The 18,016-nt window shown below is 27.8% G+C and carries 17 protein-coding genes; 16 read left to right on the top strand and 1 reads right to left on the bottom strand.

The window, feature by feature from the left end:
• Positions 1–95: 95 nt before the first annotated feature.
• The 6 genes from GXK56_RS12850 to GXK56_RS12825 all read left to right on the top strand — a co-directional run bounded on the left by GXK56_RS12850 (position 96) and on the right by GXK56_RS12825 (position 6,868).
• Positions 96–794 (top strand): response regulator transcription factor, encoded by a 699-nt coding sequence (locus GXK56_RS12850; RefSeq protein WP_160687924.1) that lies wholly within the window; start codon positions 96–98, stop codon positions 792–794.
• A 269-nt stretch (positions 795–1,063) separates the two neighbouring features.
• Entirely contained in the window at positions 1,064–2,248 is a 1,185-nt protein-coding gene (locus GXK56_RS12845; RefSeq protein ID WP_160687922.1) for a TolC family protein, read from the top strand.
• A gap of 1 nt (position 2,249) precedes the next feature.
• Positions 2,250–3,713 carry an efflux RND transporter periplasmic adaptor subunit gene (locus tag GXK56_RS12840; RefSeq protein WP_243156109.1) on the top strand — a complete coding sequence of 488 codons (1,464 nt, stop codon included), beginning with the start codon at positions 2,250–2,252 and terminating at the stop codon, positions 3,711–3,713.
• 12 nt (positions 3,714–3,725) lie between these two features.
• Entirely contained in the window at positions 3,726–4,463 is a 738-nt protein-coding gene (locus GXK56_RS12835; protein WP_160687920.1) for an ABC transporter ATP-binding protein, read from the top strand.
• Entirely contained in the window at positions 4,454–5,989 is a 1,536-nt protein-coding gene (locus GXK56_RS12830) for an ABC transporter permease (RefSeq protein ID WP_160687918.1), read from the top strand. The genes GXK56_RS12835 and GXK56_RS12830 overlap by 10 nt, the downstream gene beginning before the upstream one ends.
• A gap of 372 nt (positions 5,990–6,361) precedes the next feature.
• Positions 6,362–6,868, top strand: a complete 507-nt coding sequence (locus GXK56_RS12825; protein WP_160687916.1) for a hypothetical protein — start codon at positions 6,362–6,364, stop codon at positions 6,866–6,868.
• A gap of 192 nt (positions 6,869–7,060) precedes the next feature.
• On the opposite strand, the gene GXK56_RS12820 is transcribed toward GXK56_RS12825, so the two are convergent.
• The gene (locus GXK56_RS12820; protein ID WP_160687914.1) at positions 7,061–7,687 is read right to left on the bottom strand and encodes a hypothetical protein; all 627 of its coding nucleotides are present in this window, start codon (positions 7,685–7,687) and stop codon (positions 7,061–7,063) included.
• Positions 7,688–8,014: 327 nt separating this feature from the next.
• Between GXK56_RS12820 and leuA the strand changes: the two genes are divergently transcribed.
• From leuA to GXK56_RS12770, 10 genes are all read left to right on the top strand, one after another.
• The gene (gene leuA / locus GXK56_RS12815) at positions 8,015–9,685 is read left to right on the top strand and encodes a 2-isopropylmalate synthase (RefSeq protein WP_160687912.1); all 1,671 of its coding nucleotides are present in this window, start codon (positions 8,015–8,017) and stop codon (positions 9,683–9,685) included.
• 174 nt (positions 9,686–9,859) lie between these two features.
• Positions 9,860–10,183, top strand: coding sequence for a CD3324 family protein (locus tag GXK56_RS12810; protein ID WP_347707954.1), 324 nt, complete (start codon positions 9,860–9,862; stop codon positions 10,181–10,183).
• A gap of 274 nt (positions 10,184–10,457) precedes the next feature.
• The gene (locus GXK56_RS12805; protein WP_160687908.1) at positions 10,458–11,156 is read left to right on the top strand and encodes a class I SAM-dependent methyltransferase; all 699 of its coding nucleotides are present in this window, start codon (positions 10,458–10,460) and stop codon (positions 11,154–11,156) included.
• On the top strand, positions 11,143–12,027 hold the full coding sequence (locus GXK56_RS12800) for a GNAT family N-acetyltransferase (RefSeq protein ID WP_160687906.1): 885 nt from the start codon (positions 11,143–11,145) through the stop codon (positions 12,025–12,027). Before GXK56_RS12805 ends, GXK56_RS12800 begins: the two co-directional genes overlap by 14 nt.
• An 86-nt stretch (positions 12,028–12,113) precedes the next feature.
• Positions 12,114–12,614 (top strand): AAA family ATPase, encoded by a 501-nt coding sequence (locus tag GXK56_RS12795; RefSeq protein WP_160687904.1) that lies wholly within the window; start codon positions 12,114–12,116, stop codon positions 12,612–12,614.
• Positions 12,615–12,758: 144 nt separating this feature from the next.
• On the top strand, positions 12,759–13,823 hold the full coding sequence (gene hisC / locus GXK56_RS12790) for a histidinol-phosphate transaminase (protein WP_160687902.1): 1,065 nt from the start codon (positions 12,759–12,761) through the stop codon (positions 13,821–13,823).
• Between the two features lie 90 nt (positions 13,824–13,913).
• Positions 13,914–14,420: a GNAT family N-acetyltransferase gene (locus GXK56_RS12785; protein ID WP_160687900.1), complete on the top strand. Its 507-nt coding sequence runs from the start codon at positions 13,914–13,916 to the stop codon at positions 14,418–14,420.
• A gap of 77 nt (positions 14,421–14,497) precedes the next feature.
• Complete coding sequence (locus GXK56_RS12780) at positions 14,498–15,535, top strand: M42 family metallopeptidase (protein ID WP_160687898.1); 1,038 nt, start codon at positions 14,498–14,500, stop codon at positions 15,533–15,535.
• A 112-nt stretch (positions 15,536–15,647) separates the two neighbouring features.
• On the top strand, positions 15,648–16,277 hold the full coding sequence (locus GXK56_RS12775; protein WP_160687896.1) for an HAD family hydrolase: 630 nt from the start codon (positions 15,648–15,650) through the stop codon (positions 16,275–16,277).
• Between the two features lie 301 nt (positions 16,278–16,578).
• A complete protein-coding gene (locus tag GXK56_RS12770) occupies positions 16,579–17,820 on the top strand; it encodes an extracellular solute-binding protein (RefSeq protein WP_160687894.1) in 1,242 nt (413 codons plus the stop codon).
• Positions 17,821–18,016: the final 196 nt, after the last annotated feature.

Genomic DNA, 18,016 nt, shown 5'->3' with positions numbered 1-18,016 from the left:
ATAAATAATTGTAAAAATGACTACAACTAAAATCTATAATAAGAATTCTAAACTCTGAACCGTAAATTGTTAACTGAATCAAAGGTGGGATATGATTGAAAAATATATTAATTATAGAAGATGATGAGAGCATTGCTGAATTAGAAAGGGATTACCTTGAAATAACTGGATTTAATACTGAAATTGCAAGAACTGGAACTCAAGGATTGGAGTTTGCCTTAAATAATGATTATGATTTAATACTTTTAGATGTAATGCTTCCAGGTAAGGATGGATTTAAAGTATGTGAAGAAATAAGAGCTGTTAAAGAAGTTCCTATTTTAATGGTTACAGCAAAGAAAGAAGATATTTATAAAATACAAGGTCTTGGAATTGGTGCAGATGATTATATAGTAAAACCATTCAGTCCAAGTGAACTTGTAGCAAGAGTAAATGCACATATTTCAAGGTATGAGCGTCTAACATCAATGGATAAAAATAATGATAACGAAAAGAGTTCAATAATAATTGGAAGAATTAAAATATTGCTTAAAGCTAGAAGAGTATATGTAGGAGAAGAAGAAATAAGATTTGCAAATAAAGAATTTGAATTACTGTTATTTCTTGCATCAAATCCTAATATTGTATTTTCAAAGGAAACTTTGTTGGATCGGATATGGGGAGAAGAATCCTTTGGAGATAGTTCAACTGTAACAGTCCATATTAATAGAATAAGAGATAAAATTGAACTAGATAGTAGCAACCCTGAATATATAGAAACTGTTTGGGGAGCTGGATATCGATTTAATTTATAACAATTAGAGCCGTGTTTATAATACTTTATATAATAAGTAAAGTATTATAAATACGGCTTTTATGCTTTATATTATAAGTATTTCAGCTAAGTTGATTTCTAATTTTATTTATCCTAAAAATTTAACATAAATTTAACATAAGTTTATATTTTGTTTATATTTGTTTTAGAGGCAGGTTAGAATTGAATACTATACTAAAAATAACAATAATAATTATATTTTTAATAAAATTATATGGTTAATTATGACAAATCAAGGAGGAGACACGATTGAAAAGAGCATTTGTAAGTTTATTAATAATGACCTTAACGTTAACCAACATATCATTGGTGAACATAACAAGTGTACAAGCAGCCACTGCTGACAATATTGTAACTACAGATAAGTCGGCAACTACAGATGATGATACATTGATTGTATCATTAGAAAACATAAGGGAAATTGTTATTGAAAATAACATATCACTTAAAATTGCTGATAATAATTTGAAAATAGCAAAAGAAAAACGTGATGATGCCAAAGAAAGTTTTGATTCAAAATCTAAGCCTAGTAAGTCAGATTATACTGATGCCAATACTGGAGTGGTTGATACTTCAGCCTATAACTCAGCTTTGTCAAATTATAATACAGCTAAGTCTAATTATGAAAGTGCTAAAGAGAATCTCACAAAGGCAAAAGATAATTATGATAAAAATGTTGAAACAGTAGTTTACTCAGCACAACAAGCATACATATCATATTTAAATGATATGGCTACAAAAAAGATCAGTGAAGCTACTCAAAAGTATAATGAAAAAAAATCTGATATTTATAAGATTCAATATGAAAATGGATTTATTTCAAAAAATCAATATCTTTCTAAAATACAAGGAGATACTTCTGTTAATGATTTAAATAAATCAAAGGATACTGAAGAGCTTAATAGAATAAAGCTATGTAATACTCTTGGATTAAATCCAAATGACAAGATTGTATTCAACACTGATGTAACTGTGGATTTTAATGTTATTTCACATATTAATTATGAGAAGGACTTAGCAGTAATGCTTGATAATAATCAAAACATAAAAGATAAAAAAGATGCAATCGACAATTTAGATGATCAAGAAGATACTTATGATAATAATGATCAGGAAGATATTTATGATTATGAACAAGACAATGCAAAAATGGACTTAAATCAAACAGAAAATACGGCAGAAACTGATTTTAAAGCATTATATAATGATCTTATGTCTTCATATAATTCTTTAAAAAACAGCTATGAAAAAATAATGCAGGAACAAAAAACTTTTGAAATTACTCAAGCTCAATATGATTATGGTTATATGTCTAAAAATGCATTAGAAAATTCTCAAATAACATTGGATAAAGACAATGCTTCTTTTATTAAAACTAGAAATGAATGTTATTTAAAATATTTAAAGTATACTCAAATGAAAGAAGGTTATTAGTTTGAAACTATCGTTAAAGAATCATTTAATTAACAAAGATATTATAAGTAAGGAAAGTTTCATGAATAAATTACGTAATAAAAAGGTTATCGCTGTGATTTGTATATTGCTTGTTGTCATTTTAGGTTTTACGATTTATAAAGTTAAATTTTCAAAACCAGCTACGACTCAAAGTACTGTAAAATATACTATGCTCAAAAAAACAAATATAGCAACAACTATAAATTCTTCTGGAGCAATAAAAAGTGGAGATTCAACTAATATATATTCAAATTTACAATACAATGTATCGTCTATTAATGTTCAAGTTGGGGATGTAGTGAAAAAAGGAGATGTTTTGGCAACAATTGATACGACAACCTTAGAGGAACAAATTGCTGAAGCTCAGCAAAGTCTTACTTCAAGTGAAACAAAAAATCAATTATCATTAACAAGTGCTAAACAAAAATACGAAAATCTTAAATATTTATATGATAACAATTTAAATACAGATATAATTGATGGTGAAAATTCTCTTGAATCTGCAAAACTCGATTTAGAAAAGAAAACTAAAGCTTATGATTTTAATAAGGTAATGTATGATAAAGGAGAAATATCACAACAAGATTTAAATGATAAAAAAATAGATTATGAAACTGCCAAAAATAACTATGACAAGGCAAGTGCTTCTTTAGAAGCAAAAAAAATAAATGCAAAGCAAAGTTTAGATGAGGCTAAAACAGCCTATGATAATGCAAAAGCTAGTGCTGATGACAAAAGTAACAGACTTGCTTTTGAAGATAAAAAGAAAAAATTAGAAGATGCTAAAGTAATTGCTACAGTAGATGGGACTGTAACTAATGTAAATGCAGTAGTAGGTGTTCAAGCTTCAGGAGCATTGTTTGTAATTCAAGATTTAGGTAATTTAATAGTAAACGCTAGTGTTGATGAAACAGATGTTGGAAAGGTAAAGGTTGGACAAAAAGCTAGAATTACAACAGATGTAACCGGTAATGAAATTATTGAAGGACAGGTTATAAATGTTGAACCAGTTTCAAGCACTCAAAGTGCAAGTAATAGTAGTACAAGCAGTAGCACAGGTAAAACTACAACATCTACAACAAGTAATTCAACAAGCAGTGACGTATCTTTTACTGTTAAAATACAATTAAAAGGTCAAAGTGATAAGGTAAAAGTGGGTATGAATTCAGTAGTAAATATTGTCACTAATGAAAAAGCTAATGTATATGCTGTACCATATGGAGCAATTGTAAATAATAATGGAGAAAGTGTAATTTATGTTGCTGAAAAAACAGGTGATAAATATGTAGTTAAGGAAGTATCAGTAACAAAAGGTATGGAATCTGATACAAGTGTCGAGATTGATGGTTCAGATCTTTCAGAAGGGATGATTGTACTTAGTGAACCAGCAAATTATAAAGTTGGAGATACTGTTACAATCGAACGTGGCAAATTTAATAAATAGGAGGTGAGCTTTTTGAGTGAGTATATTATAGAAATGAAAGATATTACAAAAAGTTTTTATATAGGATCTCCCAATCAATTAAACATTTTAAAAGGGATTGATATAAATGTAAAAGAAGGAGAATTTGTTTCAATTGTTGGATCTTCTGGTTCTGGTAAAAGTACATTAATGAATATAATTGGAGCTCTTGATAGAGCTACTTCAGGAAACTATATATTAGATGGTACAAATATTAATGAAATATCAGATAATGGATTGTCTGAAGTAAGAAATAAGCAAATTGGTTTTGTATTTCAAACTTATAATCTAATTCCTAGAAGTTCAGCTCTCAAAAATGTTGAGTTACCTATGCTTTACCATGGAATGGGAAGAAAAGAAAGAAAAGAAAGAGCAGAAGAGCTTCTTGAACTAGTTGGAATGAAGGATAGAATGTCTCATCAACCTAATGAATTATCTGGTGGACAAAAGCAAAGAGTTGCAATTGCTAGAGCATTAGCCAATGACCCAAGCATAATTTTAGCAGATGAACCAACAGGCGCCCTTGATTCATCAACAGGAAGATTAGTTATGGATTTATTTCATAAGGTTCACGAAGAAGAAGGCAAAACAATAGTATTTATAACTCATAATAATGAACTTGCAGAAGAAACTCAAAGAATAATTACTTTAAAGGATGGAAATATAATATCTGAAACGAAAAATCTAAAGTATTATAAGAGATTTCGAAATGAGGAAAAATTATGTTTATAAAAGAAAATATAATGCTTGCAATAGCAGGTCTTAAATCAAATAAAATGCGTGCGTTACTCACAATGCTTGGTATAATTATAGGTATTGCATCTGTAATTGGAGTTGTATCTGTGGGAAATGCAATGACATCTTCTTTAACAAGTTCAATGGCATCAATGGGAGCAACTAACATTACGGTTAACGTACAAGAAAGAAGTTCAACAAGTACAAGTAATTCTACTTCAAAAAATTTTGGTAATAGTTCTTCACAAAAAAATAGCAGTGGAACTCAAGCTAAAAATAGTTCACAAAATAACAGTAGTGGATCACAGGCTAAAAATGGACAGTCTTCTAATAAGGAACAAGCAAACAGCGGATCACAACAAGGAGGTGGAGCACAACCAGGTGGACCACCTCAAGGTAGTGGAGGAGCACCATCAGGTGGAGGTGGAATGCCAGCAGGAGGAGCTATGAGAGCTGCAAGTGGAGGTGGAATACCTGGAGGTTTTGGAAGACAAGGTAAATCAAGCAGTTCTACTAAGGATACAGATCTTATGACTATGCAGCAGATAAATGATTTAGAAGATGAATTTAGTGATAAGATAAGTGCATTAAGCGTATCAGAAAATGGAGATTCAGGCAAAGTTAAAAATAGTACAACCTATGCTAATATTAGTACAGTAGGTACTAATATTGGATATAAAGATGTTAAAAATCTGGAAATGTCAGAAGGAAGATATCTTTTACAAAATGATATTGATGGAGCAAAAGATGTGGCAGTAGTTTCGGATAAATTAGCTACAAGAATATTTGGATATGAAGATCCAATAAATCAACAAATTAAAGTATATACATCTAATGCAATACATACATATACAGTTATAGGTGTATATAAATATAAATCTTCAGGTGGAAATAGAACAACTTCTGATGAAAATCTTACAACAGATATATATATTCCAATAACAGTGGTAAAGAAAACAGCTACAAATAAGAATTATCAAACTTTTACTATAAAATCTAAGGATGGAGTAGAAGTTCAATCTTTTACAACTGAATTATCAACTTATTTGTCAAAGCTTTATGAAAAAAATACAAAGTTTCAAGCTCAAGCAAGTAATATGGAAAGCATGCTGGAATCCATGACAACTATGATGACTACAGTTGCGCTTGCAATATCTGCAATTGCAGGAATATCACTTGTAGTAGGTGGAATAGGAGTAATGAATATAATGCTTGTATCAGTTACAGAGAGAACTAGAGAAATTGGAACGAGAAAGGCTCTTGGAGCTAAAAGCAGTCATATTAAAATGCAGTTTATAATAGAATCTATTATAATATGTTCTATTGGCGGATTATTGGGTATAGGTTTAGGCTTAGGCTTAGGTGCCCTTGGCTCTAAAATAATGGGATATGCAACAGCAGTATCACCAGTAGTAATTTTAATCAGCTTTTCGTTTTCAATGTTCATTGGTGTTTTCTTTGGATATTATCCAGCTAAAAAAGCAGCAGAACTTGATCCTATTGAGGCTTTAAGATATGAATAATTAAACTAGTTAATGCCCTTTAGAGTACTATGTGGGTAATAAAAATTTCTGCATTAAGAATTAAATTTAATGCAGAAATTTTTTTATGCCTTTTCAAAAGATAAAAATGGCAGCATATCATTTAAGGAGCCGTATAAATTAGTAAATAAAATGCATATTTATAATATATTAATTTGAAGATTAATAATATGAAAATTATATAATATAAGTTTAAATTATGATTTACAATTATTAAGAAAATATTAAGGATATATTAATTGTAACAAGAAATAATATACAGTAAAATTATAAAAAGTAAGGAAGAATATTTATAAATTTAATTTAGAACTTATATATTAATAAATATAATAATTAGGAGATGGGGAGATAAAAATGGAAGATAAAAATTACTTTTGGGGATTCTTTTTAATAATGGTTGGAACATTATTATTCATATCAAAAATGTTTCATATACAGCTTTTTGGAATGGGAAGATTATGGCCAGTGTTTGTTTTAATACCAGGACTATGCTTTGAACTTGCTTATTTTTCTACAAGAAGAGCACCTGGTTTACTAGTTCCAGGAGGAATTTTAACAACAATAGGAGTATTGTTTTTCTTTGAATCAATAACAAATTGGCATTTTTCAGGTTATACATGGCCTATATATCCATTTTCAGTTGCAGTAGGATTATTTCAATTATATATATTTGGAGGCAGAAAAAGAGGCTTGCTTATACCTATAGGAATTTTAACCTTGGTTTCAGTTACTTCATTTGCTTCTATGATTTTTGGAAGTATATTTAGATTTATAAATTCATCACTTGTTATGCCAGCAGTTTTAGTTTTAATTGGAATTTATTTAATAACTGGAAAAAAACAAAAAAATATTGGAGAATAAATCTATGCTCATTATAAGTCAGTAGTAAATCTGTGCTAGAATTTAGGTTATGTAAACAAAAAATTAGTATATAAAATTTGAAGTATAATAAAAATGGGATAGGCCCTAGAATTAATTAATATTCTAGGGCTTATCCCATTTTTATAAAAATTTTGATTTAAATTTTTATTTGAGTAGTCGTGTTACAATATGTTATTGATAAGTTTCCAATAATCCTAAAGTTATTAATAAAATTCCTCCAAATAAATAAAAATGTCTGCCCAAAAAAAGTATAATATTATCTTTAATGTTAAGGTATCCTAAATAAAAAACTATTAATGAAAGAATAAAATTGACAAATACACATATATTAATATTTATGCCAGTGATACCAGCTGAAATGTATATGAGAATATTATTTAGTAAAAATTCTGCTGAAAATTTAATAAAGCTATATATATTAATATCATTTAGGTTATTAATTTCAGGAATGGAAGAAGAGAAATCTAAAAGTTTTCTATAATTTAAAGAAGGTTCATAATAATATGAAGTATCATAGCCAGCAGATTCATTTAATATCCTCATGTATTCAACTATATAATAAACACCAATAAGACTTAAGCATACAGCACCAAAGATATTTCCGACTTTTGGAATAAATAAATTTAAAATCAATCTTCCAGCATACATAAAAACAACAATTCCAATAGATGTTATAATTGAAAACAAAAGAATTATAGATTTGCTAAAATGTATTCTTTTATTTACATATATCAAAGAAAGCACTAATGGAGTTAAATTTAGAAATAAGCATAATAATAATGCTGATAAATAGATCATATGAAACTCCAAGAAAATTATTTATTATATTATATACAAAAAGAATAAAAAAGGGTATTATTTGATAAATTTATAAAAAATAAGTGAAAAAGTTATCAGATCGTTTAAAAATAACCTCAAATGTTTACAACTAGTTAGTAGTGTGGTAGAATACAGAAAATGTTCTAAAAATTTAAAGAGGTGATGTAGGTGGGGTTAATAAGAAAGTAGACAAAAAAATAATATTTATTATTAAGCTTCGAGGTGTAGTGGAAGGGCTATATCTGGAACTCACACAACGAATATAAGCAAAAATAATAATAAATATATATTTTGGAGGGCTAAAAAATGTTAAATTATAAAAAATACAAAAGGTTTGAGACAATAAAATTGAAGGACAGAACATGGCCAGATAATGAAATAACTAAGGCACCTATTTGGTGTAGTGTTGATTTAAGAGATGGTAATCAAGCGCTTATAAATCCAATGACAGTTGAAGAAAAAGTAGAATTTTTTAATTTGCTTGTTAAGCTAGGATTTAAGGAAATAGAAGTAGGATTTCCATCAGCATCACAAATTGAATATGACTTTTTAAGAAAATTAGTTGATGAAAATCATATTCCAGATGATGTTCGTGTACAAGTCTTAACACAAGCTAGACCACACCTAATTGAAAGAACTTTTGAAGCATTAAAAGATGTGAAACAGGCAATAGTTCATATCTATAATTCAACATCAGTACTTCAAAGAGATGTTGTATTTAATATGAGTAAAGATGAAATTAAAGAAATTGCAGTTGAAGGAACTAAATTAGTTAAAGAATATGTTAAAAATTTTGATGGAAAGATATTTTTAGAATATTCACCAGAAAGTTTTACAGGAACAGAAGTTGAATATGCTTTAGAAATCTGTGAAGCTGTTTTAGATACTTGGGGAGCAAGTAAAGATAATAAGGTTATAATTAATCTTCCATCAACAGTGCAAATGGATACACCTAATATTTATGCAGATCAAATTGAATGGATGTGCAGAAACTTTAAAGATAGAGAAAGAGTAATTGTAAGTGTTCATCCTCACAATGACAGGGGAACTGGAGTTGCTGATGGAGAGCTTGCACTTCTTGCAGGAGCAGATAGAGTTGAAGGAACTTTATTTGGAAATGGAGAAAGAACAGGAAATGTAGATATGTTAAATATAGCATATAACATGTTTTCTCATGGTGTTAATCCTGAATTAAATATTGAAAACATAAATGAAATTATTGAAGTATATGAAAGATGTGTTAAAATACCAGTACATGTAAGGCACCCATATGCAGGAAACCTTGTATTTACAGCCTTCTCAGGTTCACATCAGGATGCTATAAATAAGGGTATGAAAAAATATCAAGAAAGACATGATAATATATGGCAAGTTCCATATTTGCCTATAGATCCAAGCGATTTAGGTAGGGAATATGAAGCATTAGTTAGAATTAACAGTCAATCAGGAAAAGGCGGAATTGCTTTTGTTATGGATCATTGTTATGGATTTAAAATTCCAAAGACTATGCAAAAAGAATTTGCTGATGTTATTCAAAAGATGTCAGAGCAAAAAGGAGAAGTTTCTCCATCAGAAGTTATGCATGCTTTTGAAAAGGAATATTTAAAGGTAGAAGAGCCATTTAAATTAATAAAATGTACAATTTCAGATGTATCTGAAGGTGCTGAAGATGGTGATACTAAGGTAAATGTTACAATAGAGCATGATGGAGTTACAAAAGAAAGAGAAGGTATAGGTAATGGTCCTATAGATGCATTTAAAAACTCCTTGGCAGGAAGCAGCTTAATCAATATTAAGATTATTGATTATACAGAACATGCATTAAGTACAGGTTCTGAAGCAAAGGCAGCAGCTTATGTATATATGGAAAGAATTGATAATGGAAATAAGACTTTTGGTGTTGGTGTTGACAGCAATATTACAAGGGCATCAATTAAGTCAATGATTAGTGCAATTAATCGTCTATACGCTAAATAGAAAATATGTTATAATATTCCTATATATTTATATATAGGAATATTTTTATGGAGTTAGAGGGGGGATATTGTTTTGAAAAAAGAAACACCTGCTATACTTTGTGCAGAGTTTATTTAAAGCTTGGGCTTTTAACTTATGTATAAAGTATGATATATAAAATAATAAGCCTGATATATTAAAATAAATTCTGCACCCTTAGATTTAAATCAATTATCTAAGGAGCTGGAATTTAAAATGAAATATATAAGTGCGGAAAATATCTTGCCAAAGGAATTAATTGATCAAATTCAAAAGTATTGTCAGGGACAATATGTTTATATTCCTAGGGAACAAGGGATTAGAAGTGAATGGGGAACAAAATCTGGTGTTAGAAAGGAACTTGAAATCAGAAATAATGAAATTAAAAGAAAATTTCAAGATGGAGAAAGTAAAGAAATTTTAGCTAAAGAGTATAGTTTATCTATTTCAAGTATAAAAAAAATAGTGTATGAAAATTAAAATTAAGCGTGTATCTAGTTGAAGTTAGATATGCGCTTGTTTTAGTTTTTTTTTAGTTCCTGTGAAGTGTAATTAGGATAAAGAATTATACTGTAAAAATCTTTAGCTTGAATAAAATATGGTAAGAAATATATAGTTAGTATATACAATTATGAATGTTAACAGTTAAATAATTTTATTATTTAATTTTGAGTATATCAATTTATATAAATTAATATTTAATTTTGGTCAGCATTTTAAAAGAAATTTTCATAGTAGATAGGAGCGCGGATTCATGAGTGAGGAATTAGAAATGAGCATAGAAGAAATGAGTGAATTTTTTAATAAAAGAGCTAAAACATATAATGAGCATATGTTTGAAACAATTGAAAAATTTGAAGAGTATTATGATGGATTATCTATAACAATGGAAAATGATAAGGATAAAATAAAAGTATTAGATATTGGATGTGGAACTGGACTTGAATTAGAAGGTATATTTAAAAGAAATCCTAATGCAGAAGTTCATCTTATAGATATGTCAGATGAAATGCTTAATGTATTAAAAGAAAAATATAAAGATAAACTTTGCCAAATGGAAATAATAAAAGGATCATATTTAACAATTCCTTTTAAAAAAGATTATTATGATTATGTTATTGCATCTATGACAATTCATCATTTTACAAAGGAAGAAAAAGAAAAGCTATATATGAAAATTCATAGTTCGTTAAAGGATGGCGGAAGGTATATAGAAGGAGATTACTATATGAATTCAAAGGAAGAGGAAAAGAAATGTGTAGAATTTTATTATGATGTTATTAATAAAATACCAGAAGGTAAAAAACAATTATATCATATAGATATTCCTTTTACAGTAGAAACAGAAATTGAATTATTGAAAAGATGCAAATTTATAAATATACAGAAACAACTTCAATTTGGAGAAAAGTGCATATTGATAGGAGAAAAAATAAGTTATGGAACAATTTAAATTTATAACCGATTATATGAATGATAATAAATATAGAAAGAGTTTTAATGAATTGGCTCTTAAAACTTTTTGTCTGGATTTTGATGAATGGTTTAAAAAAGGTTTTTTAGATGATAATTATATAAACTATTCTTTCCTTAGTGGTGACAAAATTGTATCCAATGTATCTATAAATAAATTTAATATAATTTACAATGGAAAGATTAATAAGGCAATCCAGCTTGGCACAGTTATGACAGATGAAGCGTATAGAAATAATGGGCTCATTAAAAAGCTTATGGATATAATTTTAAAGGAATATGAAGCATATGATTTAATTTATTTATTTGCAAATAAGAACGTACTAGATTTTTATCCTAAGTTTGGATTTAAAAAAGTATTAGAAGGAAAATATGAAATGGATATTAGTAACATTACTAAAACCCAATTAAAGTCTAATATTATAAAATTAGAACTTGAAAATGAAGAACATAAAAAAATTGTTGAGAAAATAAGTAAAAATAGAGTGCCTTTATCTCAGAAGTTATGTGCTATTAAGGATAAGTGGCCACTTTATATACATTGTAATTATGAATTTAAGGAAGATTTATATTATTTAAAGGATAAAAATGTAATTGTGATTTTTAGAAGAAAAAATAATATAATTACGCTTTATGATATTTTAAGTGAAAATAATTTTGATTTGGATGAAATTATTGAAAAAATAATTCAAGAGGATGATGAAAAAATTATATTTGAATTTATGCCAGAAAGTAATAAGTATTCAATTGATTTTAAGTTAAATAAGGATACTGTCGATACTTTATTTGTATTAAAAGGGAAAGAAACTCTATGTGATGGAGTAGTGTTTCCAATCACATCCCATACATAATAAAGCTAGTTAATAATTTAAAATCTTTGCGAATATAACATGATCTAAAATATTAAATCAATATATAAATAAGGAAAGGCACTATTATGAAAAAATTGATTATGATTAATGGAACTATGGGTGTTGGTAAAAGTACTGTATGTAACAAGCTGCTTAATTTACTAAGTCCTAGTGTTTATTTAGATGGAGATTGGTGCTGGAATATGAATCCCTTTGTGGTATCAGAAGAAAATAAAGAAATGGTAATAAATAATATTTCGTATTTATTAAAGTCCTATCTAAACAATTCTGGGTATGAGTATATTATTTTTTGTTGGGTAATGCATGAAGAATACATATTAATGGAAATATTAGAAAAATTGAAAGAATTTGATTTTCAGCTTTATAAATTATCCTTAATATGTACAGAAGAGGCTCTCAGAAAGAGATTAAATAAGGATGTAGTTAATTCAATTAGAAAGGCTGATGTTATTAGCAGGAGTATAGAAAGAATTACAGCATATGAAGAGATGGATACTGTTAAAATTGATGTAAGTAGTATTACAGCAGAAGAAACAGCAAATAAAATTTATTCAATAGTAAAGTAAAAAAGTATATATTAAAAATAAATATATTTGCAAGTAAATTATTTTTAAGTGTAAGTTTGTTATAGCCTCATTTTTCATGTATAATATAGGAAAAAGCAATAAGTATAATACAAAAAACTATATTAACATACTGGGGGGCAGGAAATGAGTAAATATTGGAATAATAAAGTAAGAGAATTAGAACCTTATGTGCCTGGGGAGCAGCCTAAGGATAAAAAGTACATAAAATTAAATACAAATGAAAATCCATATCCACCATCAAAAAGAGTTATGGAAGTAATGAAAAATGCAGTTAATGGAGATTTAAAGCTATATCCAGATCCAACTTGCAGTGAACTTATTGATGAATTAGCAGAGTATTATAGTTTAGACAAAGATCAAATATTTATTGGGAATGGATCAGATGAAGTTTTAGCTTTTTCTTTTATGGCTTTTTTCTCAAAAGATAGTAAAATACTATTTCCGGATATAAGTTATTCTTTTTATCCAGTTTATGCACAGCTTTTAGATTTAAATTATGAGCTAGTAAAGCTTGATGAAAATTTCAATATACAATTAGAAGAATTGAAAAAGAAAAATGGAGGAGTCATTATACCAAATCCTAATGCTCCAACAGCAAAATATATTCACATTGAAGAATTGAAAAAATTGGTTGAAGCTAATAAAGACAGTGTAGTAATTATAGACGAAGCCTATATAGATTTTGGTGGAGAATCAATGATTAAGTTTATTAATGATTATGATAATCTTTTAGTGATTCAAACATTATCAAAATCACGTGCATTAGCGGGCTTAAGAGTTGGATTTGCTTTTGGTCATAAAGATTTAATTGAAGGTTTAAATAGAATTAAGAACAGCATTAATTCTTATACAATAGATAGAGTAGCAATTTCAGGGGCAGCAGAAGCGATAAGAGATGAAGAATATTTTCAAGAAATAACTAAGAAAATAATTAATACAAGAAAAAAAGCAGTTAAAGATTTAGAAAGTCTAGGTTTTAAGGTTTTAGAATCAAAAGCTAATTTTGTTTTTGCAAGTCATAAAGAGGTTCATGGAAAAGTGCTTTATGAAAAATTAAAAGATAACGGAGTATTGGTTAGATATTTTAATAAAGAAAGAATAGATAACTTCTTGAGAATATCAATTGGCACTGATGATGAAATGGCTTTTTTAGTAGATAAGTTAAAAATAATATTAGGTGAAAATTAATTAAAATATAAGTTATATACCTTACATAAATTTGTTATGGTATATAGCTTATTTATATTTATAAATTATTGAGCTTTGGAGGTTGCATTAATGAAAGAACAAATAAATACGCAGGTTCAAAATTTTAAAATTAGATTTGCGGAAGAAAAAGATACAAAGTTAATATTAGATTTCATAAAAGAATTAGCAGATTATGAAAAATTATTAAATGAAGTAGTAGCAACAGAGGAGATATTATATGATTCATTATTTGTAAGAAAAAAGGCAGAAGTTGTTATTGGAGAATATGATGGAAAACCTGTAGGATTTGCTTTATTTTTTCACAATTTTTCAACGTTTCTTGGAAAGCCTGGTATATACTTAGAGGATCTATATATAAAGCCAGAAATGAGAGGTAAAGGTCTTGGGAAAATAATGTTATCTTTTTTGGCAAATCTTGCAATAGAGAGAAATTGTGGTAGACTTGAATGGTGGTGTATAGATTGGAACGAACCTTCTATAAAATTTTATAAAGAAATGGGTGCTAAACCAATGGATGAATGGACTGTATATAGAGTCGATGGCGAAGCACTTAACGAGTTATCAAAGAATTTTTAAGATTACTTAGTTAAACTTGATTATGGCAAAGTATTCAGTGAGTAGACAATATATAAAAATAGAAAAGAGGTATAATTATGGAATTAGCAATTAATAAAAAATACGTACTTGATACAGCAAAGGAAATATTAGAATTTCATAGCCCAACAGGCTTTTGCTTTGAAATAATGGATAAGATAAAATGTATTGCAGAAGGCTTTGGCTATGATTTTGAAACAACTAATAAAGGCTGCGGAATAATTACTATTAAAGGTGAATCTCAGGATAAAGTAATAGGGTTATCAGCTCACGTTGACACTTTAGGAGCTATGGTAAGATCAATAACATCAGAAGGGAAATTAAAATTCACTTTACTTGGGGGGCCAATTGTTCCAACCTTAGATGGTGAATACTGCAAAATAAGAACAAGAGAAGGAAAGATATATACTGGTACATTTTTGAGCACAAGCCCAGCAGCTCATGTTTTTGAAGATAGTTCAAGCAAAACAAGAGAACCTAAAAATATGGAAATAAGAATTGATGAAAATGTTAAATCAAAAGAAGATACACAAAAACTTGGAATATGTCCTGGAGACTTTGTGTTTATTGAACCTAAAACAACAATTACTGAAAGTGGGTTTGTAAAATCAAGATTCATTGATGATAAAGGTAGTGTAACTTGCCTAATGGGATTGTTAGAATTATTTAATAGAGAAAAAATAACTCCTCATTTTACAACAAAAATATTTATTTCAATATATGAAGAAGTTGGTCATGGATCTTCATATATTCCAAGTGATATAACAGAAATGATAGCTGTTGATATGGGGTGCATAGGAGAAGATTTAAGCTGCACAGAATATGATGTTTCAATTTGCGCTAAGGATTCAGGTGGACCTTATGATTATAATATGACTACAGATTTAGTAAATTTAGCAAAGGATAATAATTTAAGCTATGCAGTAGATATTTATCCATTTTACGGTTCGGATGTTGGAGCAGCTCTAAAAGGTGGAAATGATATTCGTGGTGCTCTTATAGGACCAGGGGTTCATGCTTCTCATGGAATGGAAAGAACCCACTATAATGCTTTAGAAAATACAATAAAACTTTTATATTTATATTTAACTAAATAATATTGGAGTGTGAAAATTTATGCTATTATTTTATAATCTAAAACAGACTGTAAATAGTAGCATAAATTTTATACAATTTTTTATAAAAATATTGACTAAAAGGAGATAACTCATGAAGGCTGTTATTTTTGATATGGATGGAGTAATTATAGATAGTGAACCAATTCATTTTGAAGTGGATATGAAGACGATGAAGGATTTTGGCTGCAGTATTTCAAAAGAAGAACTAAATAAATATGTTGGAACAACTAATGAGTACATGTTTACTGATATAAAGAATAAATATAAATTGGACAAATCAGCTGAAGAAATAATAAATTATAGATGTGAACTGGTTAAGAGGAAGGTAATTGAATCAGATTTAGAGCCAATAGAAGGAATTAAAAATTTATTAATAAATTTAAAGGATAAAAATATTCCAGCAGCAATTGCCTCATCATCACCTAGAGATTTTATAGAAGTGGTTGTTTCTAAATTTGGAATAGAAAATTATTTCAGCTGCATTTTAAGTGGAGAAGAAGTTGAAAATGGAAAGCCTGCTCCTGATATTTATGTTGAAACTGCAAAGAAATTAGGAATATTACCTGAAGAATGTGTAGTTATTGAAGATTCGAAAAATGGAGTATTGGCTGCTAAGAAAGCAGGTATGAAATGTATAGGTTTCAAAAATGCTAATTCAGGAAATCAAGATTTATCTAATGCTGATTTTATAGTTAATTCTATTGTTGAAATTAATATTTAAGGATTAATTCTAAAAAACAAAATATATTTAATTTAGTATGTAAAGAATTAATTTAGTATGTAAAGAATTAATTTAAATTGTAAAGGTATATTAAAGCTGTATAGTTTTGATATATCTTATTTTATTTATTGTCTTAAGTTTATTTTATTGTATTTAGAAATACATAGGAAATTGCATAGAATAATTTGTGAATATATCCAATAGAATACTGCAAGCGCTTGCATTATAATTTATTGGTAGAAAAAATAATTATTAACAATAATAGTGGTATAAAAATATATTTTAATTTTGGGGGAGAGAAATGAAGAATTTTATTAAATTAAGCTGCTGTGTAATGGTATTTTTTTGTTTTATATTTAATTTCATTGGATGTAGTCAAGTCAAGGAGAAAAGTAAAAAAATTAATCTTTGGCTTAATACAAATGAAGCTGAAGGAAAAGAAATTGAAAAGCTTGCACATAAATGGAGTGAAGAAAATGGAATTGATGTTAATGTACAAATCGATACAATTAACGCTGGTGGAAGTGTAGAGCAATACTTAAATATAACAAATAATGGAACAGATGCAAGGAATCCAAATTCACCAGATATTGAATTTGGGTTAAGTCATGAATTTATGGAAAAATTGGAAAAGTTAAATTTAGCAGAGGAGGTTCCTAAAGATATAATTAATTTTGATAATTATATATCAAAAGATATAATTGATGCTGTGACCATAAATGATAAAATATGTGCATTCCCAATATCTCAAGAGTGTCCGGCATTATTTTATAATAAAAACTTAGTTAGTAAGGTTCCAGAGACAATGGAAGGCCTAATTCAGGATGCAAAAGCCAATGGATTTAAATATGATATTAATAATCTGTATTTGTCATATCAATTTATAGATGCAAATGGAGGATATATATTTAAAAATAATAATGGTACTTTTGATAAAAAAAACATAGGTCTAAATAATGAAGGCGCTATAAAAGGATATAAGTTTCTACAAGATTTAGTTCAAACAAATAAATTAATGGCACAAGATGTAAATGATGAGATGGCAGAAGTTTCATTTTATAATGGGGAAATAGCATATTATATCGGGGAAGCAAAGAAATTAGAAAAGATGAAAAGTACTGTTGGTGATTTAAAGCTTGGAGTTGCACCAATTCCTAAGCTTAATGGTAACACAACAAAAACTTTTAAAGGGATAAAAATGGCTTTAGTTAATCCTAAATCAGAAAAGAAGGAAGAGTCTTATAAATTGTTAAAGTATTTAATTGAAAATTCTAAAGAGACTTTAATTACTTATGGCAACAGACTTCCTGTTTTTAAAGATGCACTGGAAATTAAAAGTTTTAAGAATGATGAATATTTACAAGGATTTTATATGCAGTCTAAGGACTCAGAAATAATGCCTAATATATTGGAAACAGAAGTAATATGGGGACCACTTCAAACCAATTTTAATTTATTATTAACTAATCAAATTACCCCTAAAGAATGCGGTGACCTTATTGTTAAGGAAATTAACGATGGAATCAAGATGTTCAAACAATAAAAAATAAAAGTAATGATGTATATTAATAATAATTGTTGTAATATTAGAAATCCAATTAAATAAAAGCATAAAAATATAATTAACAGATTTGCTGCTGATTATTATCTCACTATAAAATATTTAATAAAAATTTGGATTATTTTATATTTATTTGAGATTATAAAAACAAAATGGTATAATTTATATGTTAAAAAAT

It is taken from the genome of Clostridium sp. C2-6-12 (assembly GCF_009928485.1).
GTDB lineage: Bacteria > Bacillota > Clostridia > Clostridiales > Clostridiaceae > Clostridium.
This window is presented reverse-complemented; position numbering and strand designations above follow the sequence as displayed.

Coding starts and splice junctions, on each gene's coding strand:
- GXK56_RS12820 (WP_160687914.1), bottom strand. CDS start 7,687: ATGATCTATTTATCAGCATTATTATTATGCTTATTTCTAAATTTAACT.
- GXK56_RS12805 (WP_160687908.1), top strand. CDS start 10,458: ATGAGTGAGGAATTAGAAATGAGCATAGAAGAAATGAGTGAATTTTTT.
- GXK56_RS12780 (WP_160687898.1), top strand. CDS start 14,498: ATGGAATTAGCAATTAATAAAAAATACGTACTTGATACAGCAAAGGAA.
- hisC (WP_160687902.1), top strand. CDS start 12,759: ATGAGTAAATATTGGAATAATAAAGTAAGAGAATTAGAACCTTATGTG.
- leuA (WP_160687912.1), top strand. CDS start 8,015: ATGTTAAATTATAAAAAATACAAAAGGTTTGAGACAATAAAATTGAAG.
- GXK56_RS12785 (WP_160687900.1), top strand. CDS start 13,914: ATGAAAGAACAAATAAATACGCAGGTTCAAAATTTTAAAATTAGATTT.
- GXK56_RS12830 (WP_160687918.1), top strand. CDS start 4,454: ATGTTTATAAAAGAAAATATAATGCTTGCAATAGCAGGTCTTAAATCA.
- GXK56_RS12825 (WP_160687916.1), top strand. CDS start 6,362: ATGGAAGATAAAAATTACTTTTGGGGATTCTTTTTAATAATGGTTGGA.
- GXK56_RS12775 (WP_160687896.1), top strand. CDS start 15,648: ATGAAGGCTGTTATTTTTGATATGGATGGAGTAATTATAGATAGTGAA.
- GXK56_RS12795 (WP_160687904.1), top strand. CDS start 12,114: ATGAAAAAATTGATTATGATTAATGGAACTATGGGTGTTGGTAAAAGT.
- GXK56_RS12800 (WP_160687906.1), top strand. CDS start 11,143: ATGGAACAATTTAAATTTATAACCGATTATATGAATGATAATAAATAT.
- GXK56_RS12770 (WP_160687894.1), top strand. CDS start 16,579: ATGAAGAATTTTATTAAATTAAGCTGCTGTGTAATGGTATTTTTTTGT.